This window comes from Siminovitchia thermophila (assembly GCF_016909185.1).
Classification (GTDB): Bacteria; Bacillota; Bacilli; order Bacillales; family Bacillaceae_C; genus Siminovitchia; species Siminovitchia thermophila.
This window is the reverse complement of record NZ_JAFBFH010000004.1, coordinates 94,878-111,154: the sequence shown is the minus strand read 5'-3', so window position 1 is coordinate 111,154 and position 16,277 is coordinate 94,878. Positions and strand designations below refer to the sequence as shown.

Sequence of the window (16,277 nt, the reverse complement as noted above, 5' to 3'; positions counted from 1 at the left end):
AACATTTCTCTCCTCTTGTCATCACTTTCTAGTTAATAAAAGAATATTCAGAATAACAGGCGCAAAAAATACCCCTGATACTATCAGGGGAGGTGGATTAGTAATGCCTTCCTAATTCTTTTGATATATCTTCCGCTGCTTTTTTAACCTTTTCAATAAGCAGCGGCATGCGTTCTTTCGTAATGCGAAAACTGGGCCCATTGATACTGACTGCCGCCACAACTTTGTTGCCATAACCGAAAACCGGCGCGGCAAGCGACGCTGTCCCTTCTGTCTGTTCGGACACACTATAGGCATAGCCTGTTTTTTGAATCATGGCAATGCTTTTACGCAAACTTTCTTTTTCTTCTTTGGTCAGCTCTGATTCTTCCAGAATCTGTTCCCTCTCATCTTCCATTAAAAAAGATAAAATGGCTTTATTGGGAGCGCCGATATATAAGGGAATGCGAGTACCTACTGTTTCAGCGATACGAACTTTTAACGGGCTGTCCACAATCTCAATTGTAATGCCAAAGGTTCCATCCTGGATGTTCAAATAGATGCTTTCCTCCACTTCTTTGGCGAGATTTTCCATCACTGGCTGGGCTGCGCCTCGAAAATCAATGCTTTCAAGCACCTGCATCCCAACTTCCATCCAAAAATATCCGACTCTATAGTGTTTTGTAACAGGATTTTGCGTCACGAGTCTGTGCTTAATCAACGAACTTAATATACGATGCATTGTACTGATTGGCAATTCTGCCCGCTCTGATAAATCGGAGATCGACCATTCTCTTTTATACGGGTCAGATATTAAAATGTGAATAATGGCCATCGCTCTGTCAATCGACTGGATCATCCTATTTCTCCTATTCTAATAAAAGCGTTTCCATAATTATACTATTTTTTTAAAAAGGTTACAGTAAATATGCTGATGAAACTAGAATCTAGAGAACTTTTCCACTTGTATTGGATACAACACTATCTTTTTTTTAATCCCCATATTGACAACAAACTGGAATGAGGGCTCCCCGTCCTTCCGCCGCCATCCACTATCTCCGGCAAATCTCAAAAACCGTTCCGCGGGTATTTCGCTCTACTGCCTCACAATGTACAAGTGCTTCCGAATATCACAGTTGGTGATGGAAGAAAAAAGCGGTCCATCTTTCGATGCGGCTTGAAAAAAGCCGCTTTTTTACTACGAAAAATACTTTGAAGGCGTTCCATAAAGCCGCCAAATCGGCCACTCCGGTTCCATCCCTCTTCTTTCGATTTTTACAAGGGCCTGTTTTTTCAAAAGCTGGGACAGATGAGGCCATAAAAATAGGAAGCCCCAATAAACTGATGGGGCATCCCCGTCCCAAATTAGCAAACTGAAAAAGGCACTGCGGCATTTTCAAGTCCAGCCCTAATTAAAAAGTTTTCGCTCCAACGAATATAGATCTTCCTCCAGCATTTGCATTCTTTCGTTGGCAACCTCTCGCGCATCACGGATGCCCTCGTTATAAAAGACGGGACCAAGGCGGTCTTTTATAAATTCAAAGCATATTTCTGCGGCCAATTCTCCTATCTCTTCGCCACGTTCTTTTAGGAAAAACACCTGAATTTCTTTGATCATTTTTCGCTTCTTTTCCAGTGACAACCTGGGCATAAACATGGACTCACCTCTTTACAAAAAGATGAAGGGAATTGCGGAAATAATGGTCAATAAAACGGGGAAAAACATGGCGACTGCCATCCCTTTTTTCGTGAAATGAACTTCCCATACCGGTAGCGAAACCGGATCAAACAGCCAGTTAGCAACTCTATCCAATCTTGATTTTTTCATGGGAAAATCCGGCACATCGACTTGATACTCGTCAAGCTTTTGAACAAGCGTTTCAGGCTCCTTATCGTTCATCCCCGTCCACCTCCAACTCTTCCTTCAGTTTCTTGATCGCATGATGTATTCGCGACTTCACTGTTCCAACTGGAACTTCCAATATTGTGGCGATTTCTTTTTGCGGCAAATCATGATAATACGTTAATAATATAACCGCTCTTTGCTCTTCCGGCAATCGTTGCACCGCTTTTTGCACGGACATCTTTTCTTCAATCGATATGGCGGTGGGCCGTTCGGAAGCCAAAAAAGGAAGCAGCGTTCTAAGCTTTTGCCTTCTTTTCAACTTTGTGATCATTGTATTATACGCAATTTGAAACAAGTACGTTTTAAAACGGCCTTTTTCTGGGGAATATTGTTGTTTTTTGATCAGTTTTTCAAATATGTCTTGGACGATGTCTATACTTAATTGCTGGTCGCCTGAATAGCGATAAACGAACCGATATAGAGGGTCCCGGTATACTTGATAAATGGATTCGATTGTTTCTACCCGTCCATCTTCCAATCGAATCTCCTTATTTGAATTCATTGGGCCACCGTTCTTTAATTCCCTTAAATACGTAAGCAAGCTTCGTAATCAACCACATAAACGTGAAAAGGCCGAACACAAATGTTTGGTGAATAAAATATTGGATCAACGGGCTCTCAATATTATCTCCCCTCAAAAGAAAAACAAACAGCCCTGTTATATTGAGTATTGTGTAAATCGCAGCAATTAGAATAATCGTATCCCAGCGGGTCCAATAAAAATAAATATCTGTTTTTGAAAAATCAATTCTTCCCCATTTATCGCGAACAACTTTTTTATTCATGGGCGCAATGATTACAACGAATATGGAACCAAGTACGCCCGCGACAATACTGCTGGCCACCCATCCTGTTACCGGCATCACAAAGCACATCCCTTCTTGTCTCTTTATATGTAATACAATTGGCGAAACAAAAAGGTTCATTTTTTCATCACATTATTTATAAAACGATGTTTCCCGCTTCCCCCTCCAGTAATCAAAAAGCATGTTAGCCAGGCAACAAAAGAAACGATCATCCCAAACATCAAGCCGATGGCCGCCATGAATGGATCATGCTCCGGTGTTGCCGGCTCCAACGTCAAAAACAGGTAGAGAAAAATGAAAAAAAGAATCATATAAAAACTGCTTCCGACAAAACCCATAATGCGTTGTTCTGTACGGCCTTTGTTTCCCGAGCGGCGAACTGCGATCCATAAATAGATACTCGCAATGGTTGCCGCAAACATGAATGCGACATGAAGGTAAGGAATCAACATATAACTTGACAAAACAATGAACGCCGTTGCCAAGAAAAATAATACAGCATTCAAGAAAAATAAAAACAAACCGCTCAGCCACTTATTTTTAAACCATCGTTGCTTAGATAATCTTCGTACTATCCAATGATTCCCCACCCATTCCATCATTGTATTCTTTTTAATCAAAACAACCAGGACGAGTACAATACCAATACCAACAATACTTGTTAATCCCATTTCATTCACCTCTATCTGTTTATACATCGTAATTCTAGGTATATTTTCAAAAAAAAGAGAGTACTCCTTTAAAAAGCTTTACGTACTCCAACATAATATCCCATATGGCTAATTGGAAAAAAACAAAATGTGGCAAGCAGGCACGCAATAAGAAATGAAGAGTTCAGCAAGGTGTGAAACCACCCAATGGGAAGAACACCGAACAATGTCGCCAACATTAAGATGAAATTGGGAATAACCGCGATTCCAATCGTGCGCGACAAAAGCTTTTTACCCGAAACGCCATATTCTTTGCCCATTTCAAATCCCAAAAATGCCCAGTATCCCGTATACGCCAGCAAAATCGTCCAACCGGATTGCGACAACATGTCCCACATCCACTGCAACATATCGATTTGTAAGACATTCGCCCCAACCGCAAGGAATCCACCGGCAAGGAAAAACATGAAGTTCATGTAAATAAACCATTTTTTAGCCGCTGTTGTATGAGGTGTGGATGAACGGATAAAACCTTGCGCCAGTTGTTGGGGGCTGCCAATTTGACTGATTGCCAGTGATATCGCCTCCTGTTCAGACAGCCCGTCTTGGCGCAAACATTCATTAATATGAACCGAAATTTCATCCACAATGGCATCCCGATCCGAATGATCTTTTAACAATTCCCTGAGCTGCTCAATATATTCGTTCTTTGTATGTATCATTGTTCTTTCCCCAACATGCGGTCCATCATATTTGAAAATAACGTCCATTCTTTCGTTTTGGCTTCCAGCATTTTAACACCCTCCGTTGTCAAACGGTAATATTTACGCGGCTTTCCTTTTTTTTGCTGTTCCCAATAGGAATCAATATACCCCTGCTGTTCAAGCTTGTGCAAGGCAGGATATAATGTCCCTTCCCTGACACGCAATGTATGATCACTTCTTTGTTCCATGACCTTGGCAATCTCATAGCCGTACATCGGACGATCACCCAATAATTGTAAAATGAGCAAAGAAGTACTTCCTTTTAAAAGCTCTCTGTCAAACATGTCCGCACCTACCTAGAGATTCTATGTATATAAAACATACCTTTTTTTTGTCAAAAAAGCAATGATTTCATAAGTGTTGTGCGGGATTTTATAGAGCCTGGAGGACAGACAGGCTTTCTCCTTCTATATATTCCTTTCTATTTTAATTGCCTTGTTTTTCTACTATTAGATTCTTATCTATACAAGCTCCCCCGCCTTTACATAGCATATTCTAAAGGTTCGAAAGGAGGAGAACCCATGTCCAAAACATGCCAGAAATTAGCAGATATTATTGGAGGACAGGTCATTACGGCTGCACCTGTTTGTGTTGTTCAACGCCTTAGAAATATAAATGCCACTATTTTAGGCAGAAGAACACGTTCACCATTGGCTCTTCCGTTTGCATTGTCATTTGAGAATAATAAAGGGGGCAACACATTAAACCTGGGTGAAACCGTGATACTTCAGCGGGAAATCAACCCGTTTATGTCAGCATTAAGAAAACGCGGACTGATTGTTACAGCCGTCCATAACCACTGGCTATTTGATAAACCGCGCCTTATGTACATGCACTGGGAGAATACAGGCAACCCTTTTAATTTCGCACGTGCGAGCTTCGAAGCGGCCGTAGAAGCAGGACTATTTAAAGGACGCGATTACTAAATTTTCAGGGCACCCCAAACTGATGAGGTGCCCTACATTTATAAGATTGACTTTTAAATGATACTTTCATGAAAGAGAGACATATTTTATAAAAGTGGAACTGAATGATGACATGAATGCACATCAACATGTTCGGAAATTTTCTTAATGGCCTGAGGCGCGGGACATCCAAGATTCAAAATGGCAAACTGTAAAAAACAAATCACTCTTACATATCAGATCGTAGGGAACAATCTCCCAGTGATTTTCTCCACCAACTTGACAGAACTTCATTGAAAGCTGGACGGACAGAATCAATCGAATCCATTTATCAAGTATACCGTGACATCCCAAATGCTTGCCGAAATATTGCAAAGCCCATAGTCTAAAGAACATTTTCTTTTTTCTTTTAAAATGGGCAAAAAACTCCAATTGACATGATTGACATGATGGGCGACTGATAGTTGTTGTTCAAGAGCCTCTTACGTAGAATGCGTACATTTTAAAATGGGTCACTTTTAAAATTTCTTCGAGATCTTGGCATTTTTAAAATGAAGGATAGAGCAATTCGCACCTTTTATAACTAGTCTCACCCCGACTGTCATTTGAACAAAATCATTTCCTCTTAACGCCGCACTTCGGTCATTTAAAGAGCAAAAGTTTTGTATACGGATTTACATTATTTTACAAAAGACTACTCGGCCTGTTTCTCAGAGGAGTTTGACTGTGAAGATGACCTATTCTTCTTATAAATTCGTGTAAAATAGTCATTTGTCACTTCTCTTACATCATTATTTAGTAATATGAGTGCCAAAACGTTAGGAACAACGATCAGAGCCAATAATATGTCGAGGAATTGCCATACAAACTTTAGTCCCCCGATCGCTCCGATAAAAATGGCAACCACATAAATAAATCGCATGACCTTGGAGAATGTTGTGCCAAATAAATATTCCGCCTGTTTCTCGCCGTAAAAAATAATGATCACGACAGTGGAGAGGACAAAAAAGAATAAACTGACCGCCATAAAGGTTCCAGCCAGCTGACTTCCGAAAACTTGGCTCCAAGCTTCTGTCACCATGGAAGAAGCTTGTTCCCGCTTAACCTCTTTCCATACCCCGGTCCCTAAAATAACAATAGCCGTTATTGTACAAATGATGAGTGTGTCGACAATTACTTCAAATATTCCCCAAAAACCTTGCTTGGCAGGATGATCAATCTTAGCCGTGGCATGGGCGATTGGCGCCGTTCCCATTCCTGCTTCATTGGAATAGGTTCCCCTCGCAAGCCCCCAGCGAATCGCGGCCGCAACTCCCGCACCGGCAAAGCCTCCGGCAGCTGAAATTGGCGTAAAAGCATGCTTAAAAATCATGGTGAATACGGACGGAATAACGGATATATTAGAAAATACAATGATGAGTGACCCGATAATATACACTCCAACCATAAAGGGGACAAACTTTTCCGCCACCTGGCCAATCCTGGAAATTCAACCATAAACGATGATCCCAACAAGAAACATTACGATCAGTCCTGTCACTTCTGGAGGTATATTAAAAGCGCCCTTAATCGTTGTTGACAATGAATTGGACTGCACCATCGTGCTTGCTACAATTTCCAGCATTAAGGCAAATGCGAAAAAGAGTGCGACAGGTTTCCACCCCAAACCTTTTTCGATATAATACATCGGTCCCCCGACCCATTCCCCTTTTTTATTCTTTTCACGATATTTGACACCCAATACAACCTCTGAATATTTAGATGCCATTCCAATTAATGAGACTAGCCACATCCAAAAAATAGCACCCGGCCCACCAAAAGCAATGGCAACCGGCACACCGATGATATTGGCAGCTCCGACAGTCGAAGCCAATGCGGAAGTTGCTGCCTGGAAAGGGGTTAATGTTCCTTCGCCAGAATCCGGTTTGCTCAGAATCTTCCCAAAAGTTTGCTTAATAATGTGAGGGAAATACTTGAACTGAAAAAAACCTAAACGAAAAGTAAGAAATAAACCGCCCCCCAGCAAAAGCAACATCATGGGAAGACCCCAAATCACTTCGGATATTTTCGAAATTAGCTCCATCAATTTTTCCAACAATCTTCTCTCCTTCGATCCGCAATAGCGCTTTCATTTAGTGCAGACGAAGAAAACGCTCCCCTTTATTTTTCTGATATACGGAAAACGTTTCCATTCATGTTCATATTATAAACAACCCAGAAAAATTTGTCCATTGATTTTTTTACTTTATCAACTGAAAAAAAAGTTATTGACATAAAAAATACCCTCACCAAAGTGTGGAGGGTGGAGTGGTAACCGGGCTTCATCCCTTTCATATTATAAAATGTTCGTAACATGGGTTCATGATGTCTGTTCCGCTTTTCGAATAGGAGTTCATGATGTCAAAAGATGTCCCTGTACTCGCTCAATCCAGTAACTTATTTCAAGTCACGGTAAATCCACTGCGACAACTTACAATCGGTATTCTCTCTTCCATGCGAATACGCTTCAATCCTTTAAAGTCTGTCCCCCTAACATAAGCCCCATCATATCCACAATCCTTGTCAAATAAATGAACAAATGTCAACACCTCTGTCATAGCCTTTTTTTGTTCATAATGAAAATTTAACGTAGGAAAAAACCCTATAGCCTTTGTATCAAGGGTTAATAGAGTTGTGAATTCTGAGGATAAGTCTATAATTTTAATATGTTCTTACCATTTTCTTGCCACGGAAAAGGGAGAAGTACACTAAAAAACTAAATCTATAATCATTGTTTACACTAACTTTCGACTAGACTAATGATCGGGTTAGGAAATTAAAACTCTTGAGTAATGCAAAAGCTCTATCTGAAATATAGATAAAGAAAAAAGATGAAAAACAAAATCACATAAAAAAGAATTTTTTTCAATGAAGGCTTGGTAAATATATCAAAAATTGCTATTGATATAAGGATTATTAATGAAATAATCATTGTAGCTGTATTTAGGAAAAAGGTGATTAAAATACCTGTAAGTATCAACAGTAGTCCTATGATTGATTTTTCTTTCATTTTTTGACTCACTCCTAAAAACACAATCTGAAAATAATTCTAGCAGAAATCACCTTACCCAACATTTGACATAGAACCAACAAAAGAAGCCGTCCTCAAAATAGAAGACGACTTCAAGCTTGCTAAAATTATTAAATGAAAGCTACCATAGCTTATTCCACGAATGTTACCACACAATTACAATCTCCGTCATATGAACGCAGGTATGTATTGGTGGAGACGGTGGGAATCGAACCCACGTCCAAGAATATCGCCACTCAAGCTTCTACGAGTGTAGTCGATATATTAGCGTTTCGCGTCTTCTTCGGCCTATCGACGGGCTTCCAAAGCGCTAGCCTGATTCATCTCTTCCATGGTCCCCAGGCGGAGGACTTCCGGCGTAGCCCACTGAGAGTGAGACCCTGACCCTACCACATGGGCGATGGAGGGAGGATCCGCTTAGGCCTTATTAGGCAGCTAAAGCGAGGTTATCGTTAGATTTGCCAGTTATTATTGGCGTTGACGTTTTTTACGAGGACGATCCCCTCGACTCGCAACTCGAGCTCGATCTATCCCTGTCGAATCCAAAACGTCCCCATGAAATGAGAAACACCTTTAAAAAGGATCGTTTCGGGAGTACCTGTCTGTCAGGTACAAATTATATTATAGCAGAAAACGCAAATAATGCAAGACTTGTCACTCGAGTTTACATTTTTTGGCGTTCACGAAATGCTCTTTCGATATCCCGTTTCGCTTCCTTCCGTCTTAGATCTTCGCGTTTATCATATTGCTTTTTCCCTTTTCCGAGACCGATAAGAATTTTGGCAAATCCGTTTTTCAAATAGAGCTTTAACGGAACAAGTGTATATCCTTGTTCTTTCGTTTCCCCGATCAGCTTATTGATTTGTTTGCGGTGCAACAGCAATTTCCTCGTTCGGAGCGGATCGTGATTATATCGGTTTCCCTGTTCATAGGGGCTAATATGCATGTTATGAAGAAATACTTCGCCGTTTTGTATGCGGGCATAAGCATCTTTTAAGTTGACCCGTCCCGCGCGGATCGATTTAATTTCCGTTCCTTTTAAAACAATCCCTGCTTCATACGTGTCTTCTATAAAATAGTCATGGTTCGCTTTTCTGTTTTGAGCGACCAGCTTTCCTTCTCCCTTCGCCATTCTGATTTCCCTCCCTTGCCGTTTTCTCTTCGGACAATTATAACATGAAACGGAAAAAGGTTAGAAGTTTGGCCCTCTAACCTTTTCGTTTTTTCCCGCGCTTACGCCGAACATTGGCGGGTGTATTTTCGTATGACTTTTTCTTTTTTCTCGGGCGCCTTGTCGTCCATTCCCCTTCTTCATGGCCTTGGGGTCCCTTGCTCTTGCCATTCCCATTTTTCAATTTGACAATTTTGAGTTTGCCTTCTTCAGGCTGCTTGCGGCTTTTTTTCATGTCGGCGATTTCAAAATCGATCGCATGTTCATCTTTGTTGACATTAATGACGCGTACAGTAATTTCGTCGCCTATCCGGAATACATTCCCAGTCCGTTCGCCGATCATGGCAAATTGCCGGTCATCATAGTGATAGTAATCATCGGTCATGTAACTGACGTGGACCAAGCCTTCAATCGTATTGGGCAGTTCAACAAACAACCCGAAATTTGTGACGGAACTGATGATGCCATCAAATTCCTCACCAATTTTATCTTCCATAAACTCCGCTTTTTTCAGCTCGTCCGTATCTCTTTCCGCATCCACTGCCCGACGCTCCATTTTTGATGAATGGTGGGCGATATCCGCCAATTTTTCTTTCCAAATTTCACGCGTTGTCTCGTCCATTTTCCCTTCAAATAAATAGGTCCTGATCAGCCGATGAACGATCAAATCAGGGTATCTGCGGATCGGTGAAGTAAAATGCGTGTAAAATTTCGTCGACAACCCGAAGTGTCCGATACTCTTTGGATCATACTTGGCCTGTTGCATGGAACGGAGCATGACGGTCGAGACAACCATTTCTTCCGGCTTTTCCCGAACAGCCTCGATGATTTCTTGCAAAGCCCGCGGATGGATGGAATTGGCTGTGCCTCTGACAAGAAGACCAAAGTTCGTTATGAATTCAAAAAAACGCTGTAATTTTTCTTCTTTAGGGTCTTCATGAATCCGGTAAATAAACGGAACATCCAGCCAATGAAAATGCTCAGCAACCGTTTCATTGGCCGCCAACATGAACTCCTCGATAATGCGTTCGCCAATGGAGCGCTCCCTGACCACGACATCGACCGGTTTTCCTTCCTCATCCACAATCACTTTCGCCTCTTTGAAATCAAAATCAATCGCGCCACGTTTCATTCGCTTATGCTGCAAAATGCCCTGAAGCTCTTCCATCAACTCAAACATGGGAACAAGAGGCTCATATTTTGCTCGGAGCTCTGGATCTTTGTCGATCAAAATTTTATTGACATCGGAATAGGTCATCCGTTCGGTAGTACGGATGATCCCTGGAAAAATCTCATGGTTTACGACTTCTCCTTGCGGATTGATTTCCATTTCGCAAGACAAGGTAAAGCGGTCCACTTGCGGATTGAGTGAGCAAATTCCATTCGACAATCGATGGGGAATCATCGGGATTACCCGATCGACCAAGTAGACACTCGTACCGCGTTCAAACGCTTCCCGATCAATCGGTGAGCCTTCCGTTACATAGTGGCTTACATCGGCAATATGGACGCCCAATTTATAATGGCCATTCTCGAGTTTGGAAAGCGTCACGGCATCGTCAAGGTCTTTGGCGTCTGCGCCATCAATTGTGACAATCGTTTCATTTCGCAAATCACGCCTATCTCCTATTTCACTTTCGACAATCTCCTCTGGAATGCTGTTCGCCTGCTCCATGACTTCATCTGGAAAAGCGAGTGGCAAACCATGCTTATAAATGATCGATACGATATCCACGCCCGGATCGTTTTTATGCCCAAGGATTTTTACAACTTCACCTTCGGCATTTTTCCGATTTTCTGGATAGGCGGTAAGGCGAACAACCACTTTGTGCCCTTCAACCGCTCCCATATTGGCATTTTTCGGGATAAAAATGTCATCTGCAATTTTCGGATCATCCGGTATTACAAAACCGAAGTATTGGCTTTCATTGTAAGTGCCGACAACCTGAACCGTCCCCCGCTTTAAGATGCGGACAACAGCACCCTCTCTCCGGGAACCAGAACTGGAAGGTGATACTCTGACAAGGACATGATCGCCATGCATCGCCCCATTTTTTTCATGAGGGGGGATAAAAACATCATCCATTCCCGCCTCATCCGGAATGAGAAAGGCAAATCCTTTAGCATGGCCTGTCAATACCCCGCGAACGAGATTCATTTTTTCCGGAACGCCATATCGATTGCTTCTTGTCCTGACGACAAGCCCCATTTCTTCCATCTGTACAAGCGCCTTTACAAAATCTTTGAATTCTTCCGATCCTTCAACTTGAAAAACTTCTTCCAATTCCTTGACGGTTAGTGGCTTGTAGGCTTCTTCTCTCATATACGCCAATATTTTGTCCACTTGATGCTGTATTTGTTCTTCCATATACATCTCTCCTTAAAATAACCCTAAACGGACCAATCAAGCCCTTCGAGGAAACTTAGTATATCTTCGTGCAATTGTTCTTTTTCCTCTCCAAGAGTAATCACATGGGAGGAATTCTCATACCATTTCAACTCTTTTTGAATGGATTCCGATTTGTCATATATAATATTTGCGCTGTCGGGGTTTACTATATGATCATGCCGCGCCTGTACTACGAAAAGAGGGGCATAAATCATATCGACACAATCCCGCACATCGCCAATCAGCTGTTGAAGCGCCCTTAATGTTCTCATCGGTCTTTCTTGAAACTGTTCCATCTCTTGTTCGATCTGTTCTTTGGACTTTCCTTCAAACTGTTTATATTCACGCGCATATTGTAATATCCCCTGATACATGACTTCTTCACTCTTTATATACATCGGGGCACACATCGGAACAATTCCTTTTACCGGAACAGTGTAACCCAATTTCAGGGAAAATACTCCTCCAAGCGACAGCCCGGCAACAGCAATCTCCTCATACCCTTTTTCTTGTAAAAATTGATAGCCTTCCATTACATCCTGCCACCAATCATTCGGACCGGTCACAACCAACTCTTCAGGAGGCACCCCATGTCCTTTATATTGGGGCGCATGACAGGTATATCCTTTTTTTTCCAAAAACCTGCCGAGCATTCTCACGTCTGCAGTGCTTCCCGTGAATCCGTGCAACAACAAGACAGCCCGCTTCCCGGCTTCAAACAAAAAGGGTTTCGGTGGTTTTATCTTCATGGTCTTTCTCCTTCTATATCTTCCTTTATTTACACTATTACCCTATTTTAAGCAAAGTAACAGTTTCAGGCAAAATAAAAACCCGGTTATCATTGAAACCAGGTTTGTGTCAACATTATACTTCAAAAAAAGCAACGGCCATTGTTAGTACAAAAAATAATATCGAAAGTACGACTGTGATTCTCTGGAGCACTAGATCCATTCCGCGAGCTTTTTGTTTTCCAAAAAGCTGCTCCGCCCCTCCGGAAATAGCGCCTGAAAGACCTGCACTTTTTCCAGATTGCAATAATACAACAATAATCAATGCAATTGAAACAATAATTAATAAAGTAATGGCCAATGTATGCACTGGTACACACCTCCCGAGCCTGCCTACAGTAATTTTAATGTAGCATAAACAGCCTTTCTGCACAAGAGTGCTTTTTACACCGTCAAACTGCCCCCGCCGGCGTTTCATCTTTCGGTAATCAAAACGTGACTAATAATCGGGAAAAGTCGGCATGAATGATGTCCGAATACGATAGCGATCAGAATGACCATACATAGCCCTTTTTTCAGCAACGACTAGAGGGTACGCTTTCTCGGCAACGTATAAAGGGTGAAGAGGGCCCCAACATTTATACTTTAGTTTTCCTTTTACGACCGACTTTAGCGATTACGACCACTTTTTCGATTACTGGCCGCTTCCATGTAATGATTCGCACCCATCCATTCTCCACACCCCATCCGCAATCTCTTCATTTAATGCTGAAGGGCTGGGCATAAGTTGGAAGCTGATGGATATTCGTAAAGAACTTAAAAATAAAACCGCGTGAAATCAAGGGTTAACCACCAGGGCTTTTAAACTTGATTCCATGCGGTTTATTCGTTTTTACAAGGCTTTGTCCCAGCCTAAAGGCTCGTTTTAACTTTCTGAAGCAGTTAGCCCGGCAAGGCGGCTGATCGTTCCAGTAATCAGGATGGCGACTAAGGCGGGAACAAGCCAGCCAAGCCCTTGCTTATATAACGGTAATGTTTGTTCGTAAAAAGAAATAATAGGTAACATCCAATCAAAATAAGGAATTTTAATCAGGTCACAAAATGTTTTGAAACCATCTATGATACTTATGCAAAATGTCAACGCCGCCACTGACACATAAACAAGCCGGGCATGGTTGAATAGCGGTGACAGAAAGGTCAGAAGCATCAGCACTACGGCAAGCGGATAAAGGAACATAAGAATTGGAATTGAATAATTGATGATGTTCGCCAATCCGAAGTTCGCAATTATAAAAGAAAGCAGTGAAAAGAAAATGACGAACCATTTGTAACTTACCTTTGGAATCAATGTATGAAAATACTCACCGCAAGCTGTCATTAACCCGATGCTTGTCGTTAAACATGCTAATATAATAATGATTGCCAATATAATAGAACCGAATGTTCCGAAATAATAGGTAGATGCGTGACTGAGGACAGGGCCTCCTGTTTCAAAAAGGCCAAATTCTTTTGTGCTCGTCGCGCCAAGAAAAGCAATCCCCACATAAATGACAGAAAGAAAGAAAATGGCGACAATTCCAGATTTAATGGTTGCGGATAATACGCCGGCCTTTGTCGTCACTCCAATAGAGCTGATCGCATTGATCACAATGATTCCGAAAACAAGTGAGGCAAGTGCATCCATCGTATTATACCCTTCCATAAATCCTTTCACAAAAGCACCGCTGGCATATGCTTCTTGTGGTGACTCGATCGATCCGATCGGATTTACCAGCGCAGTGATTAATAATACAGCAAGTAAAATGATAATCCCCGGCGCAAGAATTTTACCAATTCGATCGACTAATTTCGATGGATTTAAAGAAAGCCATGTTGTCACAGCAAAAAATATAAATGTAAAAATAAATAGTCCGGTTTTTGTGAAATCTGCTTCTATAAAAGGAGAAATGCCAATATCAAAAGCAACAGCCCCTGTACGAGGCGCGGCGAAAAATGGCCCGATTGTCAAATAAAGAAGTGCGGTAAAAATGATGCCATACCACGGATGAATTCTGCTGGCAAGCTCCTGAAGATTCCTGCTTCCCGAAAAACCCATTGCCAACACCCCGAGGAAAGGCAGTCCGGTTCCGGTTATTAAAAATCCAAATACGGCAGGCCAAATGTTTGTACCGGCATTTTGACCAAGCGATGCAGGAAAAATCAAATTTCCGGCTCCAAAGAATAATGCGAATAACATAACGCCAATAACAAAATATGATGAAAATGTCAGGTTTTTACTCAAAATATAGCTCCCCCTAAGATGTGTTCCTCTACTATTTCATTCGATTATGTGTACTATCCTACTCTTTTTTACGACAGCTTGCAATGTATGACCTAAAATCTAAAAACGCGATCTATCCCGTTGTAGATACTCGAAATAAAAACCGGTTTTTTATGTCAGTTACACCTTTTTCTCCCTGCTTATCTCCATTTGCCCCGGAAGCTTCCAAGACATGGCGACAATCAATAAGCAAAAAGTAAAGCAAACCATCGCGACAAGGTGAAATTGGGACAAATCCAATTGGCGGTTGAACGTTAGACCGAGCAAGCTTCCCGAGAGGATAGAGCCAAGATAACGGCTTGTCTGAAATAGGCCTGAAGCCGTTCCCGTGTCTTCCGGGTTCACATGTTCATACAAAGCCGTTTGGGTCGAAATATTGTTAAATCCATTACTCATTCCCAGTACAGCCATAATAACGAGCAGCCAAAGAAGCGGGGAAGTTTCCCTGTAGGTCAACAAGAGCCCCGTCCCGATTAAAAGCAAAACCGCTCCAATCATCATCGGCAATTTCGAACCATGCCTGTCAATGAGTCCGCCGGCAATAGGTGAAACAATTACACCAAACCCCGCCAGTGCCAGCATGATCAAACCAGTGCGCTCCTCTGTATAGCCCTGCACTTGTTGCAAAAAAGTCGGAAAACCGAAAAAATAGCAATAATAAACCGTATTAATACTTGTAAACTGCAAATAGACCATCGTCACATTCCGGTTCTTTTTCAAGCTTTGTATATCAATAAATGGTTCATTATGCCCTTTTTCCTGAACGTAAAATAAAATGCCGCCCACCAAAAAGATCAGCAATGCCCACCAGCGAATATATCCATCCAGGGATAATAAAAACAAAATTAAGCCGACAATGGAAGCGATAAAAAGAAAAATTCCTTTAAAGTCGATACGCCGGATATCAATCGTTCCACTCTCGGTTTTGGGCAAAATAAAAATGGCTAAGACAAAACCGATGATTGTGAATGGGAAGTTGATCCAAAAAATGGCGTGCCAATCCCACGCCGCGATGAGAAAACCGCTTATGGAGGGACCAAATGCCGCTGAAGTCGAAGCAAAGACAGATAACACGGCCAAAGCGTGCGCCTGGTTTTTTGAAATATGAGAGCGGACCATGCTCATGCCGCTCGGAAATAATGCGGAACTCCCAATTGCCTGTAATGCCCGGCAGCCAAGCAGAAACAAAAAGTTAGGAGAAAACAGGGCTAATAGACACGCTGCAGTCACGATGATTAACCCGGTCAAAAATAGTTTTTTTGCGCCAAACATGTCACTTAATTTTCCCATCACCGGCTGACCCGCTGCGCTTGCCAAATAAAAAATGGAGATGAGCCAAGAAACATCCGCAAACGACAATTGATAGTCATGCTGCAAACGCGTCAAAGCAACTGAAATCATTGACGAATTTAACGGATTCAGCATAGTGCCAAGCCCGATGGTCAATACGAATATCCACTGCTTTTTTTCCATGTATTTCGCCATTTCATCACCTGTTTTTTATACGGCTCGTTACATTCATGCTCCGAATTACTATAGAACAGATTTTTCAAACAGACAACTATTTAAGTTTAACGGAACTGCCGGAA

Annotated in this window: 15 protein-coding genes, 1 other RNA gene and 1 pseudogene; 1 reads left to right on the top strand and 16 read right to left on the bottom strand. The window is 41.8% G+C overall.

Features of this window, described 5'->3' with window-relative positions:
• Positions 1-97: 97 nt before the first annotated feature.
• From JOC94_RS04265 to JOC94_RS04230, 8 genes are all read right to left on the bottom strand, one after another.
• On the bottom strand, positions 98-838 hold the full coding sequence (locus JOC94_RS04265) for an IclR family transcriptional regulator (protein ID WP_077112829.1): 741 nt from the start codon (positions 836-838) through the stop codon (positions 98-100).
• 549 nt (positions 839-1,387) lie between these two features.
• Complete coding sequence (locus JOC94_RS04260; protein ID WP_077112833.1) at positions 1,388-1,636, bottom strand: DUF2164 domain-containing protein; 249 nt, start codon at positions 1,634-1,636, stop codon at positions 1,388-1,390.
• 12 nt (positions 1,637-1,648) lie between these two features.
• Positions 1,649-1,879 carry a hypothetical protein gene (locus tag JOC94_RS04255; protein ID WP_077112835.1) on the bottom strand — a complete coding sequence of 77 codons (231 nt, stop codon included), beginning with the start codon at positions 1,877-1,879 and terminating at the stop codon, positions 1,649-1,651.
• Positions 1,869-2,387 (bottom strand): RNA polymerase sigma factor, encoded by a 519-nt coding sequence (locus JOC94_RS04250; RefSeq protein ID WP_077112837.1) that lies wholly within the window; start codon positions 2,385-2,387, stop codon positions 1,869-1,871. Before JOC94_RS04250 ends, JOC94_RS04255 begins: the two co-directional genes overlap by 11 nt.
• Positions 2,374-2,748 carry a hypothetical protein gene (locus JOC94_RS04245; protein ID WP_077112916.1) on the bottom strand — a complete coding sequence of 125 codons (375 nt, stop codon included), beginning with the start codon at positions 2,746-2,748 and terminating at the stop codon, positions 2,374-2,376. Before JOC94_RS04245 ends, JOC94_RS04250 begins: the two co-directional genes overlap by 14 nt.
• A gap of 59 nt (positions 2,749-2,807) precedes the next feature.
• Positions 2,808-3,362, bottom strand: coding sequence for a hypothetical protein (locus tag JOC94_RS04240; RefSeq protein ID WP_077112839.1), 555 nt, complete (start codon positions 3,360-3,362; stop codon positions 2,808-2,810).
• 68 nt (positions 3,363-3,430) lie between these two features.
• The gene (locus JOC94_RS04235) at positions 3,431-4,063 is read right to left on the bottom strand and encodes an HAAS signaling domain-containing protein (protein ID WP_077112840.1); all 633 of its coding nucleotides are present in this window, start codon (positions 4,061-4,063) and stop codon (positions 3,431-3,433) included.
• On the bottom strand, positions 4,060-4,389 hold the full coding sequence (locus JOC94_RS04230) for a PadR family transcriptional regulator (RefSeq protein WP_077112841.1): 330 nt from the start codon (positions 4,387-4,389) through the stop codon (positions 4,060-4,062). Before JOC94_RS04230 ends, JOC94_RS04235 begins: the two co-directional genes overlap by 4 nt.
• Before the next feature lie 237 nt (positions 4,390-4,626).
• Here JOC94_RS04230 and JOC94_RS04225 point away from each other — a divergent pair, with 237 nt between their 5' ends.
• A complete protein-coding gene (locus JOC94_RS04225; protein WP_077112842.1) occupies positions 4,627-5,031 on the top strand; it encodes a DUF1259 domain-containing protein in 405 nt (134 codons plus the stop codon).
• 673 nt (positions 5,032-5,704) lie between these two features.
• Here JOC94_RS04225 and JOC94_RS04220 read toward each other — a convergent pair.
• The 8 genes and pseudogenes from JOC94_RS04220 to JOC94_RS04185 all read right to left on the bottom strand — a co-directional run bounded on the left by JOC94_RS04220 (position 5,705) and on the right by JOC94_RS04185 (position 16,173).
• A pseudogene (locus JOC94_RS04220) lies at positions 5,705-7,105 on the bottom strand (alanine/glycine:cation symporter family protein).
• Positions 7,106-8,270: 1,165 nt separating this feature from the next.
• Positions 8,271-8,635, bottom strand: a transfer-messenger RNA (tmRNA) gene (ssrA, locus tag JOC94_RS04215).
• Between the two features lie 109 nt (positions 8,636-8,744).
• Complete coding sequence (gene smpB / locus JOC94_RS04210; RefSeq protein WP_077112844.1) at positions 8,745-9,212, bottom strand: SsrA-binding protein SmpB; 468 nt, start codon at positions 9,210-9,212, stop codon at positions 8,745-8,747.
• Between the two features lie 76 nt (positions 9,213-9,288).
• A complete protein-coding gene (rnr, locus tag JOC94_RS04205; protein WP_205178782.1) occupies positions 9,289-11,619 on the bottom strand; it encodes a ribonuclease R in 2,331 nt (776 codons plus the stop codon).
• Between the two features lie 23 nt (positions 11,620-11,642).
• Positions 11,643-12,389 (bottom strand): alpha/beta hydrolase, encoded by a 747-nt coding sequence (locus tag JOC94_RS04200; RefSeq protein WP_205178780.1) that lies wholly within the window; start codon positions 12,387-12,389, stop codon positions 11,643-11,645.
• A 115-nt stretch (positions 12,390-12,504) separates the two neighbouring features.
• On the bottom strand, positions 12,505-12,738 hold the full coding sequence (secG, locus tag JOC94_RS04195) for a preprotein translocase subunit SecG (protein ID WP_077112847.1): 234 nt from the start codon (positions 12,736-12,738) through the stop codon (positions 12,505-12,507).
• A gap of 555 nt (positions 12,739-13,293) precedes the next feature.
• Complete coding sequence (gene brnQ / locus JOC94_RS04190; protein ID WP_077112848.1) at positions 13,294-14,649, bottom strand: branched-chain amino acid transport system II carrier protein; 1,356 nt, start codon at positions 14,647-14,649, stop codon at positions 13,294-13,296.
• 159 nt (positions 14,650-14,808) lie between these two features.
• Positions 14,809-16,173, bottom strand: coding sequence for an MFS transporter (locus tag JOC94_RS04185; RefSeq protein ID WP_205178779.1), 1,365 nt, complete (start codon positions 16,171-16,173; stop codon positions 14,809-14,811).
• Positions 16,174-16,277: the final 104 nt, after the last annotated feature.

Excerpts from the sequence above, each read along its gene's own strand:
- JOC94_RS04265 (WP_077112829.1), bottom strand. The coding sequence starts at position 838 with ATGATCCAGTCGATTGACAGAGCGATGGCCATTATTCACATTTTAATA.
- JOC94_RS04260 (WP_077112833.1), bottom strand. The coding sequence starts at position 1,636 with ATGTTTATGCCCAGGTTGTCACTGGAAAAGAAGCGAAAAATGATCAAA.
- JOC94_RS04255 (WP_077112835.1), bottom strand. The coding sequence starts at position 1,879 with ATGAACGATAAGGAGCCTGAAACGCTTGTTCAAAAGCTTGACGAGTAT.
- JOC94_RS04250 (WP_077112837.1), bottom strand. The coding sequence starts at position 2,387 with ATGAATTCAAATAAGGAGATTCGATTGGAAGATGGACGGGTAGAAACA.
- JOC94_RS04245 (WP_077112916.1), bottom strand. The coding sequence starts at position 2,748 with ATGCCGGTAACAGGATGGGTGGCCAGCAGTATTGTCGCGGGCGTACTT.
- JOC94_RS04240 (WP_077112839.1), bottom strand. The coding sequence starts at position 3,362 with ATGGGATTAACAAGTATTGTTGGTATTGGTATTGTACTCGTCCTGGTT.
- JOC94_RS04235 (WP_077112840.1), bottom strand. The coding sequence starts at position 4,063 with ATGATACATACAAAGAACGAATATATTGAGCAGCTCAGGGAATTGTTA.
- JOC94_RS04230 (WP_077112841.1), bottom strand. The coding sequence starts at position 4,389 with ATGTTTGACAGAGAGCTTTTAAAAGGAAGTACTTCTTTGCTCATTTTA.
- JOC94_RS04225 (WP_077112842.1), top strand. The coding sequence starts at position 4,627 with ATGTCCAAAACATGCCAGAAATTAGCAGATATTATTGGAGGACAGGTC.
- smpB (WP_077112844.1), bottom strand. The coding sequence starts at position 9,212 with ATGGCGAAGGGAGAAGGAAAGCTGGTCGCTCAAAACAGAAAAGCGAAC.
- rnr (WP_205178782.1), bottom strand. The coding sequence starts at position 11,619 with ATGGAAGAACAAATACAGCATCAAGTGGACAAAATATTGGCGTATATG.
- JOC94_RS04200 (WP_205178780.1), bottom strand. The coding sequence starts at position 12,389 with ATGAAGATAAAACCACCGAAACCCTTTTTGTTTGAAGCCGGGAAGCGG.
- JOC94_RS04185 (WP_205178779.1), bottom strand. The coding sequence starts at position 16,173 with ATGGCGAAATACATGGAAAAAAAGCAGTGGATATTCGTATTGACCATC.